General features: G+C 54.4%; 16 protein-coding genes and 1 pseudogene. 8 read left to right on the forward strand and 9 right to left on the reverse strand.

Annotation, left to right across the window (positions count from 1 at the left end):
• The coding region (locus DHN12_RS25010; RefSeq protein ID WP_234416783.1) for a transposase at positions 1 to 214 on the forward strand (214 nt) is incomplete at its 5' end.
• A gap of 66 nt (positions 215 to 280) precedes the next feature.
• On the opposite strand, the gene DHN12_RS24055 is transcribed toward DHN12_RS25010, so the two are convergent.
• From DHN12_RS24055 to iadA, 4 genes are read right to left on the reverse strand one after another with little or no spacing between them, the layout of a single operon-like run.
• Positions 281 to 2,017: a Mur ligase family protein gene (locus tag DHN12_RS24055; RefSeq protein ID WP_108862463.1), complete on the reverse strand. Its 1,737-nt coding sequence runs from the start codon at positions 2,015 to 2,017 to the stop codon at positions 281 to 283.
• Positions 2,018 to 2,031: 14 nt separating this feature from the next.
• On the reverse strand, positions 2,032 to 4,827 hold the full coding sequence (gene cphA, locus DHN12_RS24060) for a cyanophycin synthetase (RefSeq protein ID WP_108862464.1): 2,796 nt from the start codon (positions 4,825 to 4,827) through the stop codon (positions 2,032 to 2,034).
• 26 nt (positions 4,828 to 4,853) lie between these two features.
• On the reverse strand, positions 4,854 to 5,738 hold the full coding sequence (locus tag DHN12_RS24065) for a cyanophycinase (protein ID WP_108862465.1): 885 nt from the start codon (positions 5,736 to 5,738) through the stop codon (positions 4,854 to 4,856).
• Positions 5,739 to 5,793: 55 nt separating this feature from the next.
• Positions 5,794 to 6,960 carry a beta-aspartyl-peptidase gene (iadA, locus tag DHN12_RS24070; protein ID WP_108862466.1) on the reverse strand — a complete coding sequence of 389 codons (1,167 nt, stop codon included), beginning with the start codon at positions 6,958 to 6,960 and terminating at the stop codon, positions 5,794 to 5,796.
• Positions 6,961 to 7,285: 325 nt separating this feature from the next.
• Between iadA and DHN12_RS24075 the strand changes: the two genes are divergently transcribed.
• The gene (locus DHN12_RS24075; RefSeq protein WP_108862467.1) at positions 7,286 to 7,993 is read left to right on the forward strand and encodes an IS6 family transposase; all 708 of its coding nucleotides are present in this window, start codon (positions 7,286 to 7,288) and stop codon (positions 7,991 to 7,993) included.
• Between the two features lie 212 nt (positions 7,994 to 8,205).
• Here DHN12_RS24075 and DHN12_RS24080 read toward each other — a convergent pair whose 3' ends face one another.
• Positions 8,206 to 9,096, reverse strand: a complete 891-nt coding sequence (locus DHN12_RS24080) for a metallophosphoesterase (protein ID WP_234416784.1) — start codon at positions 9,094 to 9,096, stop codon at positions 8,206 to 8,208.
• Between DHN12_RS24080 and DHN12_RS25015 the strand changes: the two genes are divergently transcribed.
• The gene (locus tag DHN12_RS25015; protein ID WP_234416785.1) at positions 8,995 to 9,300 is read left to right on the forward strand and encodes a hypothetical protein; all 306 of its coding nucleotides are present in this window, start codon (positions 8,995 to 8,997) and stop codon (positions 9,298 to 9,300) included. The genes DHN12_RS24080 and DHN12_RS25015 overlap by 102 nt on opposite strands.
• Before the next feature lie 551 nt (positions 9,301 to 9,851).
• Here DHN12_RS25015 and DHN12_RS24085 read toward each other — a convergent pair.
• Positions 9,852 to 10,283: a DUF4345 domain-containing protein gene (locus tag DHN12_RS24085; protein ID WP_108862469.1), complete on the reverse strand. Its 432-nt coding sequence runs from the start codon at positions 10,281 to 10,283 to the stop codon at positions 9,852 to 9,854.
• A gap of 123 nt (positions 10,284 to 10,406) precedes the next feature.
• Between DHN12_RS24085 and DHN12_RS24090 the strand changes: the two genes are divergently transcribed.
• Positions 10,407 to 11,003: a TetR/AcrR family transcriptional regulator gene (locus DHN12_RS24090; RefSeq protein ID WP_108862470.1), complete on the forward strand. Its 597-nt coding sequence runs from the start codon at positions 10,407 to 10,409 to the stop codon at positions 11,001 to 11,003.
• 196 nt (positions 11,004 to 11,199) lie between these two features.
• Here the strand turns inward: DHN12_RS24090 and DHN12_RS24095 are convergent, their stop codons facing one another.
• The 3 genes from DHN12_RS24095 to DHN12_RS24105 all read right to left on the reverse strand — a co-directional run bounded on the left by DHN12_RS24095 (position 11,200) and on the right by DHN12_RS24105 (position 13,052).
• Positions 11,200 to 11,523 (reverse strand): hypothetical protein, encoded by a 324-nt coding sequence (locus DHN12_RS24095; RefSeq protein WP_108862471.1) that lies wholly within the window; start codon positions 11,521 to 11,523, stop codon positions 11,200 to 11,202.
• Between the two features lie 3 nt (positions 11,524 to 11,526).
• The gene (locus DHN12_RS24100) at positions 11,527 to 11,772 is read right to left on the reverse strand and encodes a hypothetical protein (RefSeq protein WP_108862472.1); all 246 of its coding nucleotides are present in this window, start codon (positions 11,770 to 11,772) and stop codon (positions 11,527 to 11,529) included.
• Positions 11,773 to 12,587: 815 nt separating this feature from the next.
• Positions 12,588 to 13,052 carry an MAPEG family protein gene (locus DHN12_RS24105; RefSeq protein WP_108862473.1) on the reverse strand — a complete coding sequence of 155 codons (465 nt, stop codon included), beginning with the start codon at positions 13,050 to 13,052 and terminating at the stop codon, positions 12,588 to 12,590.
• Between the two features lie 78 nt (positions 13,053 to 13,130).
• On the opposite strand from DHN12_RS24105, the gene DHN12_RS24110 reads away from it, so the two are divergent.
• The 4 genes and pseudogenes from DHN12_RS24110 to DHN12_RS24130 all read left to right on the forward strand — a co-directional run.
• Positions 13,131 to 13,712 (forward strand): TetR/AcrR family transcriptional regulator, encoded by a 582-nt coding sequence (locus tag DHN12_RS24110; protein WP_108862474.1) that lies wholly within the window; start codon positions 13,131 to 13,133, stop codon positions 13,710 to 13,712.
• A 712-nt stretch (positions 13,713 to 14,424) separates the two neighbouring features.
• The gene (locus DHN12_RS24120; protein ID WP_145974847.1) at positions 14,425 to 14,784 is read left to right on the forward strand and encodes a hypothetical protein; all 360 of its coding nucleotides are present in this window, start codon (positions 14,425 to 14,427) and stop codon (positions 14,782 to 14,784) included.
• A gap of 301 nt (positions 14,785 to 15,085) precedes the next feature.
• Positions 15,086 to 15,484 (forward strand): alpha/beta fold hydrolase, encoded by a 399-nt coding sequence (locus tag DHN12_RS24125; protein ID WP_108862476.1) that lies wholly within the window; start codon positions 15,086 to 15,088, stop codon positions 15,482 to 15,484.
• 31 nt (positions 15,485 to 15,515) lie between these two features.
• Positions 15,516 to 15,730, forward strand: a pseudogene (locus DHN12_RS24130) (IS6 family transposase); the annotation flags it as partial.

The raw sequence follows: 15,730 nt of genomic DNA on the forward strand, positions 1-15,730 counted from the left end.
GAACAATCGGGCCGAGAATTCCCATCTGCCATTTCGACGACGAGAACGTGCGATGCTCCGCTTCAGGCAAATGCGATGTTTGCAGAAGTTCGCCGCAGTTCATTCTTCCGTCCACAACCATTTCAATCAGGAACGCGCCCTCTACAGCAGAGACAATTTCAAGCTCAACCGCGCCGCTGCTCTCTCCGAGTGGCGCCAACTTTGTTCAGCATAAGTTCCGGCATTTAGGGGTAAACAGAGACTGGTTCGAATTGGTCTGACAGCACCCCCGGCTTTGTATTCACCCGTCAAACATCGCGAGAACGGCATCGCGATCGGACAGAACCAGCAGCAAGGCAATATCACCCGGCTCCAGCAGTTCAAGTATCATAGAAGCGGCTTGTGTAGGCGAAGCAGCTCTGAGTACTTGTTCTGTACCATACCCAAGTTCCGACGCTGTCCGTTCGATCAGATCAGAAATTTCTCCTAGTTCGCGACCTCTTAAATACCCCTCCAGTTCGGTTGCGACGACCACATCAGGTTGGAAGTTCAGCGCTGTCGCAGTTACGTCCCGGATATCCTGATCCGATCTGTCCCCCGCATGGCTGAGCATGATGAAACGCCGTTTTGCCGGCAAGCTAGACAGCGCATCGCAAACGGCGGAAATGGAATGTGGGTTATGTGCGAAATCCACAAAGACCCGTGCTCCATTGTACTCAAACTCGTTGCAACGACCTGGGTTATCTTTGGCGTCTGGCTTGAACCCGGCCAACCCATCCCGCACTGCCTGAACGGGCAAGTCTAGTGCCAGGGCAAGGCACAAGGCCGCCAGCGCGTTCAGGATATTGTATTTCGCAGCGCCGCCCATGGTCAGGGGAACATCGGAAACTGCGATCACTACTTGTTCGGCCGCGCCGTCAAAAAAGACGATATCGTCGTGCCGCACATAGGCGCAACACTTGCCTGCATCGCGAGCCTGCCGGATCAGGCCATTCTGTGCGTCCAGCGAAAACCACCAGATGTTTGCCGAAGTCTTCTCAGCCTCGGTGCGGACATAGGGGTCGTCGGCATTCAGGGCCAGCACACCGCCCTCGGCCAGCGTGCGATGAACGGCAAACTTGGCCTGAGCCAGTTCTGGTACCGTGTTTACACCGTATTGCCCCAGATGGTCATTCGCCACGTTTGTGACCGCGGCTGCCGTGGCCGCGCGGGTCGGCAGTCCCCGACGCAGGATGCCGCCACGTGCGACTTCCAAACAGGCAACTTCCAGTCGTTTGTCGCGCAGCAACATCCGCCCGCCACCGGGGCCGGAGTAATCGCCACGGTCCAGAATATCGTCACCCACCCGCACAAACTCGGTTGAGGTCAGCCCGGCGACCTTTCCGGAAGCGCGCGCGATAGCCTCAAGCAACCGGGTTGTGGTAGTTTTGCCGTTGGTTCCAGTGATGAACGCGACGGGGATATCGTGTAGGGCAGACCAGTCTACTTCATCAAAGGCTGGCAGCGCATCGACCGGCCAGGTTTGACTGCCCGTGCCATGCCCGATCGAGACGTCATCATCATCGCAAAGAATATCCAAACCACGCGCCTGTGCTGCTGCGATCAGTGCGATCAGCGCGGGGTTGGCTTCTTTCTCCATCACGCCTTTGACATCCGCAACCATCTGATCGAAATCTCCGGGCTCGGATGCCAGCAGTTCAGCGGCACAGAAATGCCAGGCGGTTTGCGCAGCGAAGATCGAGGAATAGAGTTGATCCATTGGCGCTGAGATCGCCAAATTGACGCCACCGCTAAAGATACGATGGGTCAGATCCTGATCCTGCCAGCCAAGCCCATCCAGCACACGACGCGCGTGATTCTCCCACAGGGCGGTGACCTGCGTGGCATCAATTTCGGTGAAAAACACGTCCATTACCGCGCCGGGTCGATCCCACAACAGGCCCGGCCCGGTCAGACGCCGGGCGTCATCCACCTGAATATGGTCGACGGTCGCGCTTTCGATTGTCAGCGCGGTCTCAAGCTCTTCAATCCGGTCCATTCCGGTGCCTCCGCTCAATCTGCGTCTTCGCTGATTTCACGGGCAAGACGAACGCCACGCTCATCCCGGATCAGGTTCTGGTCGCCTTCGAACATGTCTTCGAACGCGGGTTCGGCGAGGCTTGCCACCGGCGCGGCCTCGGGTGCTTCACCATCAGAGTTGAAATAGATAATCTGTTTCCAGCAACGCGTCGTGTCGTCACCAAAGATCACCAGCAGATCGCCCTGTGCAGCCTGCTCCAACGCGGCACTCACCGCTTCGACCTCGTCGGGGATGATCGTGATGGTTGCATCGTCGACGCCGTTGTCGATCAAGGACTGACGCATCATCTGCGGCACCTCGTCATGCCCACGCCCGCGACGGCGGTCATCTGCCTTGCAGATGAAATGATCAAAATGTCCAGCCAGCGCGGCGGCCCCGTCTACAATGTCCTCATCGCGCCGGTCTCCGGGCATCGCAACAACGCACAGCCTGCGGCCCTTGACCTCCAACTGATCGGCCAGCGCCGCCATCGCCTTCAGTGCGGCTGGATTGTGGCCATAGTCCAGGATCACCTTGAAGGGATGTTCGTCATAGACATTCATTCGCCCGGGTGCCTGGAAATAGCTGGTGTCGAAGGTGCGCAGACCGTGACGTATATTGTCCAGGTCTACTCCGAAACTATAGGCCATCGCGGCGGCGAACATGGCATTCTGGACGTTGAAAATCGCTTTGCCTTCCAACGTCGCCGGGATCAGATGTGACCACAGAACCGGGATATGAAGCCCGTTGTCATAGATGGTCAGCATGTCACCGTTCATGCCCTTTTCCAGCACGATGGCCTTGCCGCCGGCCTTGATATGCTCCTTGACCAGACTGTGCCCGGGATTGGTAGTGACATAGAATATCTGCTCGGCTCCGGCGTAGTCGGCCATTTTCAAACAATTGATGTCATCGGCATTCAGCACCGCCGTATCTGTGGCGCTTTCAACCACCACGCGCTTGACGACAGCCAGTTCCTCGACCGTGTTTATGCCACCAAGACCCAGATGATCTGCCGAGACATTCATACACGCCGCCACGTTTGAGCGTTGATAGCCCAGACCTGACCGCACAAGCCCGCCACGCGCGGTTTCCATCACCGCGAAATCGACCGCCGGATCGCGCAGGACGATCTGCGCGGATTTGGGCCCTGTCATGTCGCCCTTGACGCTCAGCTTACCGTCGACATAGACGCCGTCTGTCGAGGTCATACCAACCGTGTTGCCGCTGGTTTTCATGATATGCCCCAGCATCCGTGACGTCGTAGTCTTGCCGTTGGTACCCGTAATCGCCGCAATCGGGATGCGGGTTTCCTCATTGGCGGGGAACAGCATATCAATCACTCTGCCCGCCACGTCGCGCGACTGACCTTCGGACGGAGCCACGTGCATTCGGAAGCCGGGGGCTGCGTTCACTTCGACAATAGCGCCACCGATATCCTTGTAGGATTTGGTGATGTCGTCGATCAGGAAGTCCACCCCCCCCACATCCAGCCCAACCGCCATGATGGCGCGTTCGGCCATGTCACGATTGTCAGGATGTACGACATCCGTCAGGTCAATGGCTGTACCGCCCGTCGACAGATTTGCCGTCGATCGGAGATAGAAAATCTCACCATCCGGTAACACGGTCTCTTCTGTCACGCCCGCATTCTCCATCAGGCGTTTGGCCTGATTGTCGATTTCAAGCATGGTCAGCACTTTTTCATGCCCGATGCCACGGCGCGGGTCCTGGTTCACGATGTCAACCAGTTCGGCAATCGTGTGCGTGCCGTCGCCAACGACATGTCCAGGGACACGTTTGGCCACTGCGACCAGCTTGTTGTTCACAACCAGCATTCGGTGGTCGAAACCGGTGATGAAGCTTTCCACCAAAATGGCCCTGCTGCGGGAGTGTTCCTTGGCTTCGGCAAAACCGGCCTCGACCTCTGATTCCGATTTCAGATTGATCGAAACGCCGCGTCCGTGATTGGCGTCGAGCGGCTTGACGACAACAGGAAACCCAATACGCCCCGCCGCTTTCGCTGCCTCGCGGGCCGCGTAAACCATGCGCTGCTGCGGTACCGGCAGGCCCAGATCGTTCAACAGGTTGTGGGTATCTTCCTTGTCGCAGGAAATCTCGACCGAGATATGCTTGGTCTCAGAGGTAATGGTTGCCTGAATGCGTTTCTGATACTTCCCATGACCGAACTGCACCAGCGAGCCGGAGTTCAGCCTGATCCAGGGGATGTCACGCTCTTGTGCGGCCTTGACCAACGAGCCGGTTGAGGGACCAAATTCCTTGCGCTGCGCCCGCAGCACAAAGCTGCGCAGTTCGTCGTCCCAGTTAAAATCCGGGTCGAAATCATAATCCACCTGATCCTTCAGGGATTGCGGCAGCAGATGCATCAGCAATCGCATCGCCAGCTTACCCGCGGCCAGACCGACGTCGCGCTGCCGGTACTCATAAACCATGTTGTACTGGCCAGGTTCACCCGTGCTGCGGGTCCGGCCAAAAGTCACATCCGTGCCGGCTACGTTCTGTACTTCGATAGCGCAATGTTCCAGTACGTGACCCAGCCAGGTGCCTTCATCTTCGCGCAGGCGTCTGATGAAACCGCCGGGTTCGCGAAAGGAACACCCATGTTCAACCAGACCGGGAAGGGCCGCGATCAAAGCGTCGATGTAGTCGGAACCAATTTTTGCCGATGGCCATTCTTCAAGAATATCCAAGTCGATAACGTGGCGAATAACCGGAAAACTTGCCCACACATTCGGGCCGACAAAAACGTTGGTCGAAATAATTTTCATGAAGGTCCCCGTTGGTTATCTTTTTGTTATCCCCCGCTGGCGACGTAATCCCCAGACAGGTCCGGCAGTGTGCAGAACGCCATATGCTCATCCGGCGGGAAAGCCTGGCGAGCCGTCAGATCATAACGGCACCCTTCGCCCAGAACGTCAAGCCGAAGACCCAGAAGGCTCAGCGCCTCGCCGCGGCGGGCATCCCACATTGACGAATGGGTCAGATGGCTGGCATCCACCACGCTCACGGTTCCGCTGCCCACGACCTCAAGAACGTTATCTGGTCCAATGAACGCCGCCGTGTCTTCGTCAATTCCCAGTCCGATCAGAAAAGGGTTGAAAGATGAGGCCGTTAGCAAACGCCCCAAGCGGTTACGCTGTGTAAAATGCTGGTCAATGATGACCGCGTTGGTCAACCCCATGCCCGGGGCCAGAGTGATGTTGCCTTCGGCCGGGGCGGAATTGCTGCTTCCGCCTGCAACCATGTGCTCGGACATGATCGAGGCCCCGGCAGAGGTTCCCGCAACCGGTACCCCCGCCGCATTCCGACGCCGGATTTTCTGAGCGACAAGCGTACCACCCAGAATCGCCGACAAGCGAAGCTGGTTCCCGCCGGTCATGAATATCCCGGTGGCGCGATCCAGCATCTCGGCATATTCGGGATTGTCGCAATCGGCACGGCGCGAGATCGGCAGGAACTCGACCTGACCGGCCCCGAGTTCGGAGAAAATACGGTGATAATCCGGCCCGGTTTCCTCCAACATCGAGGCCGTCGGGATTACGACGATATCGGCATCCGCACCGCCGGACAGTTCCACGAATTTGCGGTGAATCTGCATTTCCTTGACACGGTCTTCGCCGCCGCCAATCGGTATGATGAACCCACGCGGGGTCACTGCATCAATGGGTGCAGGGCACATATCTTAACTACCTTCCGGTGTTATAGCGGGCAGCCACCGGGGACCGCGCGGACGCTCAAACCTGTTCATACATGCCGCGCCTGACTATCTGGCCATCGCGGACATGCCATTCCCCCCGGGCCATCACATGCCGCACAGCTGTGTTTTCGTCAAGAACCACCAAATCCGCGTCCATGCCCACCTTTAGGCGACCTTTTTGATTTAACTTCAGCAGATCGGCGACATTCGAGGTCAACGGAGCCAGCGCCTCGGACAGGGGTACTCCGCTATCGGTAAGGTCGCGCAGCGTTTCGGGCAGAGTGTCCGACAATCCCACACCGAACCGTGTCAAATTGCCTTCTCGGTCAAAGGCCGGCAGGCAACCGCCACCGTCAGAGCTGATCGTAAACCGGTCCGCGCGACCACCCAAATCGCGAAATTGGACATAGGCCTCGGCGGCCGATATGCCGGGCTCGAAATGTTCACAGGGGAATGCGGTCGCGTCTATGTAACATCCGTGCCGCGCCAGTGCGACGGCCTGTTCAAAGAGCGGTTTGTTGCGATTGATATGGGTTGGATTGAAGACGCGCGCGGGGATCTCACAGGTCGCGATAGCCTGTTCCAACATCGAAAGACCCCGCTCGCCGTCTCCCATATGGCAATGCACGATGCCGGCTTTCCCAGCCATTAGGCCAGCAACGTGCGTCTCGCTTGCGATCCGCAGAAACTCGTCCAAAGTGGGTTGGCTCGACCGGTGATCACTGATCGCCAGTTCACCAACGCCGATAACCGGATCAAGGAACACGATATCACTACGGGCTGATCCTGTGAGCGTGGCCAGAGGGATGTGATAGCCACCGGTGTGACACCAGGCTGAAAGCCCCTCGGCCCGCAACCCATAGGCCTGTTGTACCAGCGTTTGCGTGTTGCGGGTCAGATCGTCGGTGCCCAACACCCCAACGACCGAGGTGACACCGGCACGGGTGAAAGACGACAGAACCATCGGCGGCACCCGACTGGCTGGTCCGGTTTCACCACCACCACCGGTGATATGCGCATGCCCATCAATAAAACCCGGAACAACCGCTGCACCGTCGACGTCAATGATCTCGGCCTGAAGTTGATCGGGCAATTCGGGCTGTGTGCGACTAAGGTAAATGATGCGCTCACCCGCAGTGAGAATATGACCCAAACCAACAGGCTCAGGTGAATAGAGGCGCGCATTCTTGATGAGCTTTAACACGTTTCATATCCATCGGTAGAGGCGAAGACATTCTTTCTTGCACTAAAAAACGTCCAAAGAACCATCCCCTATTTCGGAGACGATACAGGTGCCAGTCTAAGTCATTGGGGGAAATAGAGAAAAAGGAAGAAGTTAGGAGGTTTGTTGCGCGCTACGGCCGATAACTTCTCGAAATTGCTGCGCCGTGTATGAATGGCCGCTTTCGGGATGCCGGGTTGCCAGATTTGGTATGCGCCGAATGTTCGCAAAGGGCTGATATAGACGAGATGGGCGCTGTCAGAAGAAACTTATTGAGGCGGGCAGGGCGAGCACTTAGCGTCGCAGGATGACAAAACGCAGCCCTTTTCGCTACTTCAAGACGAGCCCCGAGATCATCCGTCTGGCCGTCATGATGTATGTTCGGTTTCCGCTTTCGCTTCGCAATGTTGAAGATCTTTTGCACGAGCGCGGCATCGAGATCAGCCACGAAACTGTGCGTTATTGGTGGAACAGATTTGGCCCGATATTCGCGGCAGAGATCTGCAGAAACAGGGTCAATCGGATGCGATCTTATTCGAACTGGCAGTGGCATCTGGACGAGGTCTTCGTGAAGATCAATGGCGAGACGCGCTACCTATGGCGGGCTGTGGATCACGAAGGCGAGGTGCTGGAAAGTTATGTGACCAAGCGCCGTGACCGCAAAGCTGCGTTGAAATTCCTCAGAAAATCAATGAAACGCTACGGTCAACCTGAATCCATCGTGACGGACAAACTGCGGTCTTATGGCGCGGCGATGAGAGTTGTCGGGAACGGTAGTCGGCAAGAGACCGGCCGCTGGTTGAACAATCGGGCCGAGAATTCCCATCTGCCATTTCGACGACGAGAACGTGCGATGCTCCGCTTCAGGCAAATGCGATGTTTGCAGAAGTTCGCCGCAGTTCATTCTTCCGTCCACAACCATTTCAATCAGGAACGCGCCCTCTACAGCAGAGACAATTTCAAGCTCAACCGCGCCGCTGCTCTCTCCGAGTGGCGCCAACTTTGTTCAGCATAAGTTCCGGCATTTAGGGGTAAACAGAGACTGCTTCGAATTGGTCTGACAGCACCCGTCAGTGAAATCCAACGCTGGTTAACTCAGAGCCGCCATTGCCGGGTGATTGATCAACGGCAGCAGTGTCCGCATAGTGGTCATTCGCGATTTTTCGGCCAACGTCCGCGTAGAGCCCCAAAGCTCCAAATGATTTTCGAGGCGCAATCAGCTTAGCGTCACTCGCAAGAAAGCGTACGTCCGCTAAGACGGCATCGATTCCGGGTTTTTCCTGCTGCATCTATTGCGTCCATCGACCAACTAACATCTGTTTCCTGGGTCAACATCAAGAAACCGAAATCACTATTGCTGACTACGATACTTGCCAGGCTACCAGCAACTTCAACGTTGGCAGCAATTTCGGTCGGCATAGGATCAAGCTGCGTTCCTCCGTTGCCGCTTATCCCCTGTACCGGCCCGTCCAGTAAATCAATCGCCTGAAAAGCGTGGATATGACCTGACAAAACCAGGTTGACGTTTTCTGGTATGACCCTGCTGAACGCCGCCCGCTGTGTGTCGTCACCGTCAATCAATTCTCCGAATGCCTGCATGTTCACCCAAAGCGGTCGGTGCGTGAGAAGCCAAGCTTCTCCGCTGGTTTTTCCAAATAGATCTCTGGCCATTTGTCCGTAGACATTCGACAGGCCGGGGCTGCTTTGCGGTGCCGGATCGGCAGAGGAATCAAACGAAATCAGATCAAGACCTTCCACGGAAGCAATCCACGGCAGAGTTACCGCGGGGCAACTCGATGGAAGGGACCCGGCTTCGAAATACCGGAACCACCCTTTGTTTCCGCGTCCGCAGTTTTCATGATTGCCCCTCAGGAAGAAAAAAGGGACGCGCCTGAACAGACTGTCAGCTGGGTCTAGCCAATCTGCGGACCAGGATTTGAAGGTGTCACCAAAAGGAGATCCGCCGCATTTTTCCGGATCCGGGCATTCCGATGCCCGATACACGTAGTCACCAACATGGATAACCAGATCCGGCGATCTGGATGCGATTTCCGCCAGGATGGTATTCAACGGCCAAGCGGTTGGATCATTGCAGTACTGTACTCTGGTGCCGCGAATTCGGCACCCGGTATCCCCGACCACGGCAATCCGCTGCAAGCTTGGATTGAGCGTTGGCAGCGGGTTTCCCTCAAGCATTATCTTCTGAACCAGTTTTGGCGCGCGATAATCGCAAACCAGATGAGGAAACTGGTCCTGTGGCATCGCTCGCTTTTTCATCGCAACAGCCTGACCATCGATTTTCAACAAAGGGCAGTCAGGTGAGGCAGAGATTGCTCTTACAATGATTTGATCATCGGGTCCGAGTTGGACCCAACTATGCAGCACGTCAGCTTTGGAAGACAAAACCGTGAAACACAGCAAAACCCATGCCGCGAAAACGAGTGAAGCGGTTCTGGTCAACATGCCGACCCCTCTTTCGGAAAATGCTACAAGCTTAGGTATGAGGTCCCGTAAGTCCAGTGAATATCAAATCCTGCCGACGCAAGCGGAACAAAAGGAACTCAGTTCAGAATTTCGACAGTGCCAAGTACCGGCAGGTTTGTCCGGCAACTCGGACCTTCGTGTCTGAAAACTCGCTGCGCCATGAATGAACGTCCGCTTTTCTTTCTGCATCGCAGCTGACGGCTTCGGTCCATTGCATCGCTGCATCTGCGAGCATCTAAGCCGGAGCACTTCCGGTATGGACTCGGTGCTGACGTTCAGCAGAATGTCTGCTACGCGGACAAAGCGGTACTTCGTTTCGGGCGGGTGAACGGCTTCTCTGCGGTCGATCAAATTTCTCATTGCGCCCTGTCTTGTTCAATTTGGTTTAGTCAAGCAGCAACTATGCTCGTGGGCTTGCCCGATTTAGCCAACCACCAAGCCAGAAGAGGGAATGCAACAAGTTCCAGTACCAAGGATAGCATAACCTCCGCGCTGAAGACGGCTCCTCCGTTGAGGCCGCTAAACCTAAACAGCCCCGCAAATGCGATTGTTGAACATAGAATGATCAACGTTGGACGCAAAGTGGCTTGCATGATCGCACCCAGGGAGAAGATTGCGCCAATGCTGAACCAGATGCCGCCGATGAACCGGATGTGGCTGTCCTGAACGTGATACACGTCGTCGTTGATGACAGCAATGAATGGCTCGGAAGTCTGCCAGCCAAGCGTGGGGATGCCGCCCAATCCAATGTTCAATCCTAGTGTCATGATCACAAGGCCGATGAGAAAAAGTACCGATTTCAGTGGGATGGAATATTTCATGTTCAGTCCTGACGCATGTCGATGGAGGTAATTCTTATTATTTGATACGCGTTCTATAAACTACCTGCTTGACGAGGCAAGGATTATTTGGAACGCGTATTAAATAATGTGGAGACTGAAGAAATGACCAAAGCCGTTGGACGCCCGCCTCGCAGCGAAACCGAGATCATTGAGTTCCGGACCAAGGTTTCACAGCACGCGATGGCTCTCTATCGCCAAGACGGCTTCGAAGCGGTTTCCATACGCCGTCTTTCAAAAGCGGTCGGTTGTGCGCCAACGACCCTCTACGCCCATTTTGCCGGAAAAACCGAGATCCTGATGCTGCTCTGGGCGGAGGTATTGGCCGAGATGGCGGAACACGTTCAGGCTAGTGTGAAAACAACAAGTGACCCGGCCGAACGGCTTAAGGCCGCCGCGCTGGCCTTCGTGTCATACTGGATAGATCACCCAGATCATTTCCGGCTGGTCTTTATGTCAAACGATGTCGGTCGGTCAGATGTCGACAGCTTCATCGAAACGGGCGACGTACTAGGCTATTTTCAGATGTTCGCAGACCTTATACGCAACCTCGATCCAAAACCTGGCGATGTGAAGGTTAGAACTGATGCCCTCGTTGCCGGAATGATTGGCGTGTCGCTGTGTTCCATCACGGTCCGCAATTATCCCTGGTCAGCAACTTCCATGATAACCAATCAAGTGATCGAGGGCATCACCGCTTAGGGTCAGATGCGGTACACCTAAGTCCTACCGGACCAGACCAGTGATGACTGCGAAGAGAAGCTTGACCGGATGAGAGACCTGACCCCAATGGACGGAAAGAACACAATGAAATGAACTTGGTCCAGACGCCCGATTAGGGAAGTTGCCGTTGGGATCTCACATTCATGCCGCCGCTTCCGTAGAAGAAGGGCCGCCTTCATCGGGCAGTAATCCGGTGTCCATCCTGTTTTGGTCGATCCAATTCGCGTAGCAGAAGTGACCGGTCATTTCTCACATAGATGCGCAAGCTCGCTTTGGGCAGGCGCGTCCAGACGAACGCCGTGGCAAACACCGGCATCACTGCTAGGTTTGTAATGACGGATTTGGCGATTGTCGCAAAGCTGGCGGCATAGACCAACGGACCCAAAACATCTGGCCAACTCCACATCATCGCCGTGATCCCAAGGTTTTCGGCATAGTCGAACAGCGCGCTGCCGACCGCGCGGGTGACGCCAAGGCGTACAAGGCCACTGTTTGGCAAAAGTCACCCAAACCAGCAAATAGTGCTGCTCAATGTCAGCGCCAGCAGGGACGGATACAGAGTATCAAGAGGTATCTGGAGAGTGAGGTAGTATTTGCGCCCATCCATGCCCAATCCGCCGAGAAGCTCTGCGGCATCTGCGGGGTCGTAGCCGAAGGATCGCATGTCGAAGGGCGTCTGTCCCGAAACGAATTCGAGATGCACGAGGGTGATACGGACCAACGCGAAATAAACTGACGCTGCAAGCAATGCTGCGCTAATCGCGATCTTTCCAAAAATTTTTTTTCAGATTCCCGTGCATCATTTTGTAATCTCCTTGACCTGTGCCACACATGCCCAAGGACGTAGTCATCCACATTATCATTTACTAAGGTTCGCTAACATGAAACTGAGGACGTTTTTTGCTCAGTCGCTTGACCTGTCAGATTCGGATTACGCGGAAGATTTTGCGGTGCTCTGGAAACCAATACGCCTGCGCAAGGGGGAGTATGTGAACCGGCAGGGGCACCCCGAAACAGAGGAGTACATCGTCTTGGAAGGGCGCCTAACGAGTTGAATTTACGACGAAGATGGCAAAGAAATCTGTGTTGGGTTTTATGTGGGTGCCTGCGTTGTCAAGCCGAACATCGCGAGAACACGGGAGGGAGCGTCGCTCGTGTCCATTGCGGCGAAGACCGATGCCTCGCTTGTTAGGATGGACAGTAACCTGCTTTCAGAACTGATGCTCTCATCTCAACCCATCCGAAAATGGGCGAACGCTGTTATGCGAAGCGCATTGAACGAAAAGGCAGGAAGAGAGTGGTGCCTCACGGCTCTAGGAGGGGCCGACCGACTCATTTGGTTCCGCACGCCTTCCCAGGGTTTGAGGACAAATTCTCTCATTCACTGACTGCATCGTTCTTGGGGGTCACACTGGTCGCGCTGAGCCGCCTGCGCACCAAACACAAACCATGAGCGGACATTTGTGCGTGGCGCAGCACTCGTCACCTTGGGCTCAAAGCAGTCATTCGACGAGTTCAGATGAACGACCGAAGTGCGGACTTAGTTGCCGTTAAAATTTCCCGTCAGATTATTGTTACCCAAATCATGTGCAACGCCATGTAGATTACAATTAACGAGCCTAGGGTATAAAAGGTCGCTCGAATTTCATGGGATTGCTTGGTCGCATAGGCCAAAAAGTGTGCTAAACGCACGGCGACGAACCCGTAGAGTAGCAGCTGTGCCGACAACAGCGCCGGATCAGCCAACACAAAGAGCAATCCAGCGATCCAGAACGCTGGAATGTTCTCTAGGTCGTTCCGATGAATTCGCCGAGAACGGTCGACGTAGTCGTTAGTATTGAGCTGAGATGGATCAGGGTTTTTGTTTATGAGGCCCGTCCTGAGGTCTTCAGGACTCGCCCATCCACCACCTACTTTCAGCATGCGGTGTACCGTCATCCAACCCTGCCCCATAACTTTCACTACCATCAGGGAGGCTGCAATTGCGTACGTTACGAACACTGGGTTCTCTAAGTTCAACAAATCCATATTTCCAAGCCCCATTCTGCTTGCCTACCGTTGGTAGAAAAGATAAACTACCAACGGTAGGCGGACAAAGGGTAACTTATGACCGATCTTAAAACCGACGGGAAAATCATTGATGCGGCGCAAAAACTACTGGCAGACGGTGGTTTTGGCGCAGTCTCTTTCGACACGATTGCGCGCGCACTTGGCATTACTAAGCAATCGGTACTTTACTGGTTCCCCACAAAAAGCGATTTGCTTGCCGCCATGTTTCTCGATTGGTTGGGCGAAGAAACCAATGAGGCCGAAACAAGCCTGCTATCTGTAAAAACTTCAAATGAGGCCATTGACGCGTTCGTTCGGTCAATCACGCGGTTCCATACATCCAACCTTGACCGCTACAGGATGATGTACCTCGCCCCCCAGACGCTGAAGGCAGGAATGCAAGAGGTACGAAACAGCGATGTTCTCGAGAAAATCCACGTTACCACATCGAAATTGTATGACGCCTTAGCTGCAAGACTCGACGGGCCACCCGAAAAAGCTCGCCAGACGGCATTTGCGATTCACTCTGCCACCTTGGGACTCGTACTGATGCTTGGGCTCGCTGACGGCATCGTCGATCCACTGAAGCACTCGGAGGCCGAGCTCGTTTCTGCATTGATTGCGAAACTGTCCTCATAACAATCAAGAAACAACGCGACCAGAGGGAGTAGGCAATTTACGAAATCGTCGAACTTAGATGAAGTATTTACCATAGGCCGTTTAACAACCAATTGGCCTTGGGTTCGTCTACAATGTGCGTTTTTCCGTAGTGACTGTAGACCTATTTTGTCGAATTTGGAGCAAAATCTCTGAAAATTGCGAAAACTTTACGGGTCTGAGACCATGAATGTTAGTTTTCAACCGTTGTTTTTTAACGAGTTGAATATGTTAAGACTAGGTGAATGGAAGCTATCGCCTGCAAAAAGTAGGCTCTCCCAGTATTTCTCCCTTGGGAATAGCTCCCAATCATCTTTCAAAGCGTTTTTGGAAATAGCCGGCCCAATATGCGTTCTTGCAGTTTTGCTTGCCTATAGCCTTCATAAGGCTTCTGCCGCGAGCTACGCATCGATCCTCATGTGAAACAATTTAGCTTCGACCGAGATGCCAGGTTCTTTGCTTAAAGATGTTGCAACAACTACTGGTCTTAAAGCGGGCATTCGCTTCAATTGCCACAAAGTCTGACCGCTAAAAACACAATTCATGACCAGACTGCTCCAGAGGCCTTCAAATTCAGACCGACGTGAACACAGGCTAGGGCATGATTGTTTGTTGGTTCATTAAATGAAGTCTCCAAAGAAAATGTAACAAATGCAACAACAGTATGAGTTCAGTGAAATTGAAGGAACACCGCGTGAAGATCTATTCTGTATTCGTTTGGATGCTGGCCCTGACCTTGATGGTTGGCGTCATCGATGTGGCTTCCGCCAAAGAAAAAGGCGGGAAGTCAAAAGACAAGAAAGTTCAGTTGGATGGCAAGCCGGATAAGGGTCAGAAAGCTGTGCCGCCAGGGCAAATAAAGCGCTATACAAGAGGAGCCAAACTTCCCGCCGACTTGGATTACTCGGACATCGGCGACCTTTCCAACTGGAAATTGAAACCTCCAGGAAAAGGAAATCGTTACATACGCGTCAACGATGAAATTTTGGAAGTTTCTGATGATCTTTCGACTGTCGTCGACGCCGTTGGCATCGTTGGTGACCTTGCTAAGTAAAACGGCTGAATCATAACCCCTGGACTCAACGCGGTCAGCTGATTGATTTGGTCAGATGTCGGCTTTTGGACGGATAGCAGACCCAACGTTGCAAAGCGCCAACGTCCGCCTTGCGGACAATGCAGACCTCCGGTTTTTTACCTGATTATTACAATCCTTGCATGACGCACGTTGCGCTCAACCAAAGAGATCATTGACCGATAGGCCATTCGAACTTCAATATGATCATGCGCTGGCTCCGTCGCGAACCACATTGAAAATATGGGCGGAGGATTGGCCAGAGAACGACTGGGAGGGGCGCATGACTGCCAATGTGGAGACCCTTTTCACCGAAAGCGACGGGCTATCCATCGCCTATCAAGTTTGGGGCGATGGGCCGCGCAATCTAGTGTTGGTCCCCGGAATGATTTCGCATCTGGAAGCGTCCATGGAAAATCCGGGCTATCTCCAGTGGATGACAGCTCTCAGTTCGGTGGGAAGATTGGTTACCTTCGACAAGCGCGGCAACGGCATGTCGGACCGCATTCAGGGGACACCAACCCTTGAAGAGCGCGTCATGGATATAGAGGCTGTGATGGATGTCACTGAAATGACCTCAGCCACGGTCATTGCTTTCTCCGAGGGGGCCTCACTTGCCTGTGTCTATGCCGCGATGCGCCCCGAGCGCGTCGAACGGTCTTGTCAGAAGAACTTGTCTTGAGGCGGGCAGGGCGAGCACTTAGCGTCGCAGGATGACAAAACGCAGCCCTTTTCGCTACTTCAAGACGAGCCCCGAGATCATTCGTCTGGCCGTCATGATGTATGTTCGGTTTCCGCTTTCGCTTCGCAATGTTGAAGATCTTTTGCACGAGCGCGGCATCGAGATCAGCCACGAAACTGTGCGTTATTGGTGGAACAGATTTGGCCCGATATTCGCGGCAGAGATCCGCAGAAACAGGGTCAATCG

Source organism: Ruegeria sp. Alg231-54, assembly GCF_900143525.1.
In the GTDB taxonomy this organism is placed as follows: domain Bacteria; phylum Pseudomonadota; class Alphaproteobacteria; order Rhodobacterales; family Rhodobacteraceae; genus Ruegeria.

Bases quoted from the DNA above. Each gene is read 5' to 3' on its own strand.
- DHN12_RS24055 (WP_108862463.1), bottom strand. From the start codon at position 2,017: ATGGACCGGATTGAAGAGCTTGAGACCGCGCTGACAATCGAAAGCGCG.
- cphA (WP_108862464.1), bottom strand. From the start codon at position 4,827: ATGAAAATTATTTCGACCAACGTTTTTGTCGGCCCGAATGTGTGGGCA.
- DHN12_RS24065 (WP_108862465.1), bottom strand. From the start codon at position 5,738: ATGTGCCCTGCACCCATTGATGCAGTGACCCCGCGTGGGTTCATCATA.
- DHN12_RS24075 (WP_108862467.1), top strand. From the start codon at position 7,286: ATGACAAAACGCAGCCCTTTTCGCTACTTCAAGACGAGCCCCGAGATC.
- DHN12_RS25015 (WP_234416785.1), top strand. From the start codon at position 8,995: ATGGATAACCAGATCCGGCGATCTGGATGCGATTTCCGCCAGGATGGT.
- DHN12_RS24085 (WP_108862469.1), bottom strand. From the start codon at position 10,283: ATGAAATATTCCATCCCACTGAAATCGGTACTTTTTCTCATCGGCCTT.
- DHN12_RS24090 (WP_108862470.1), top strand. From the start codon at position 10,407: ATGACCAAAGCCGTTGGACGCCCGCCTCGCAGCGAAACCGAGATCATT.
- DHN12_RS24105 (WP_108862473.1), bottom strand. From the start codon at position 13,052: ATGGATTTGTTGAACTTAGAGAACCCAGTGTTCGTAACGTACGCAATT.
- DHN12_RS24110 (WP_108862474.1), top strand. From the start codon at position 13,131: ATGACCGATCTTAAAACCGACGGGAAAATCATTGATGCGGCGCAAAAA.
- DHN12_RS24125 (WP_108862476.1), top strand. From the start codon at position 15,086: ATGACTGCCAATGTGGAGACCCTTTTCACCGAAAGCGACGGGCTATCC.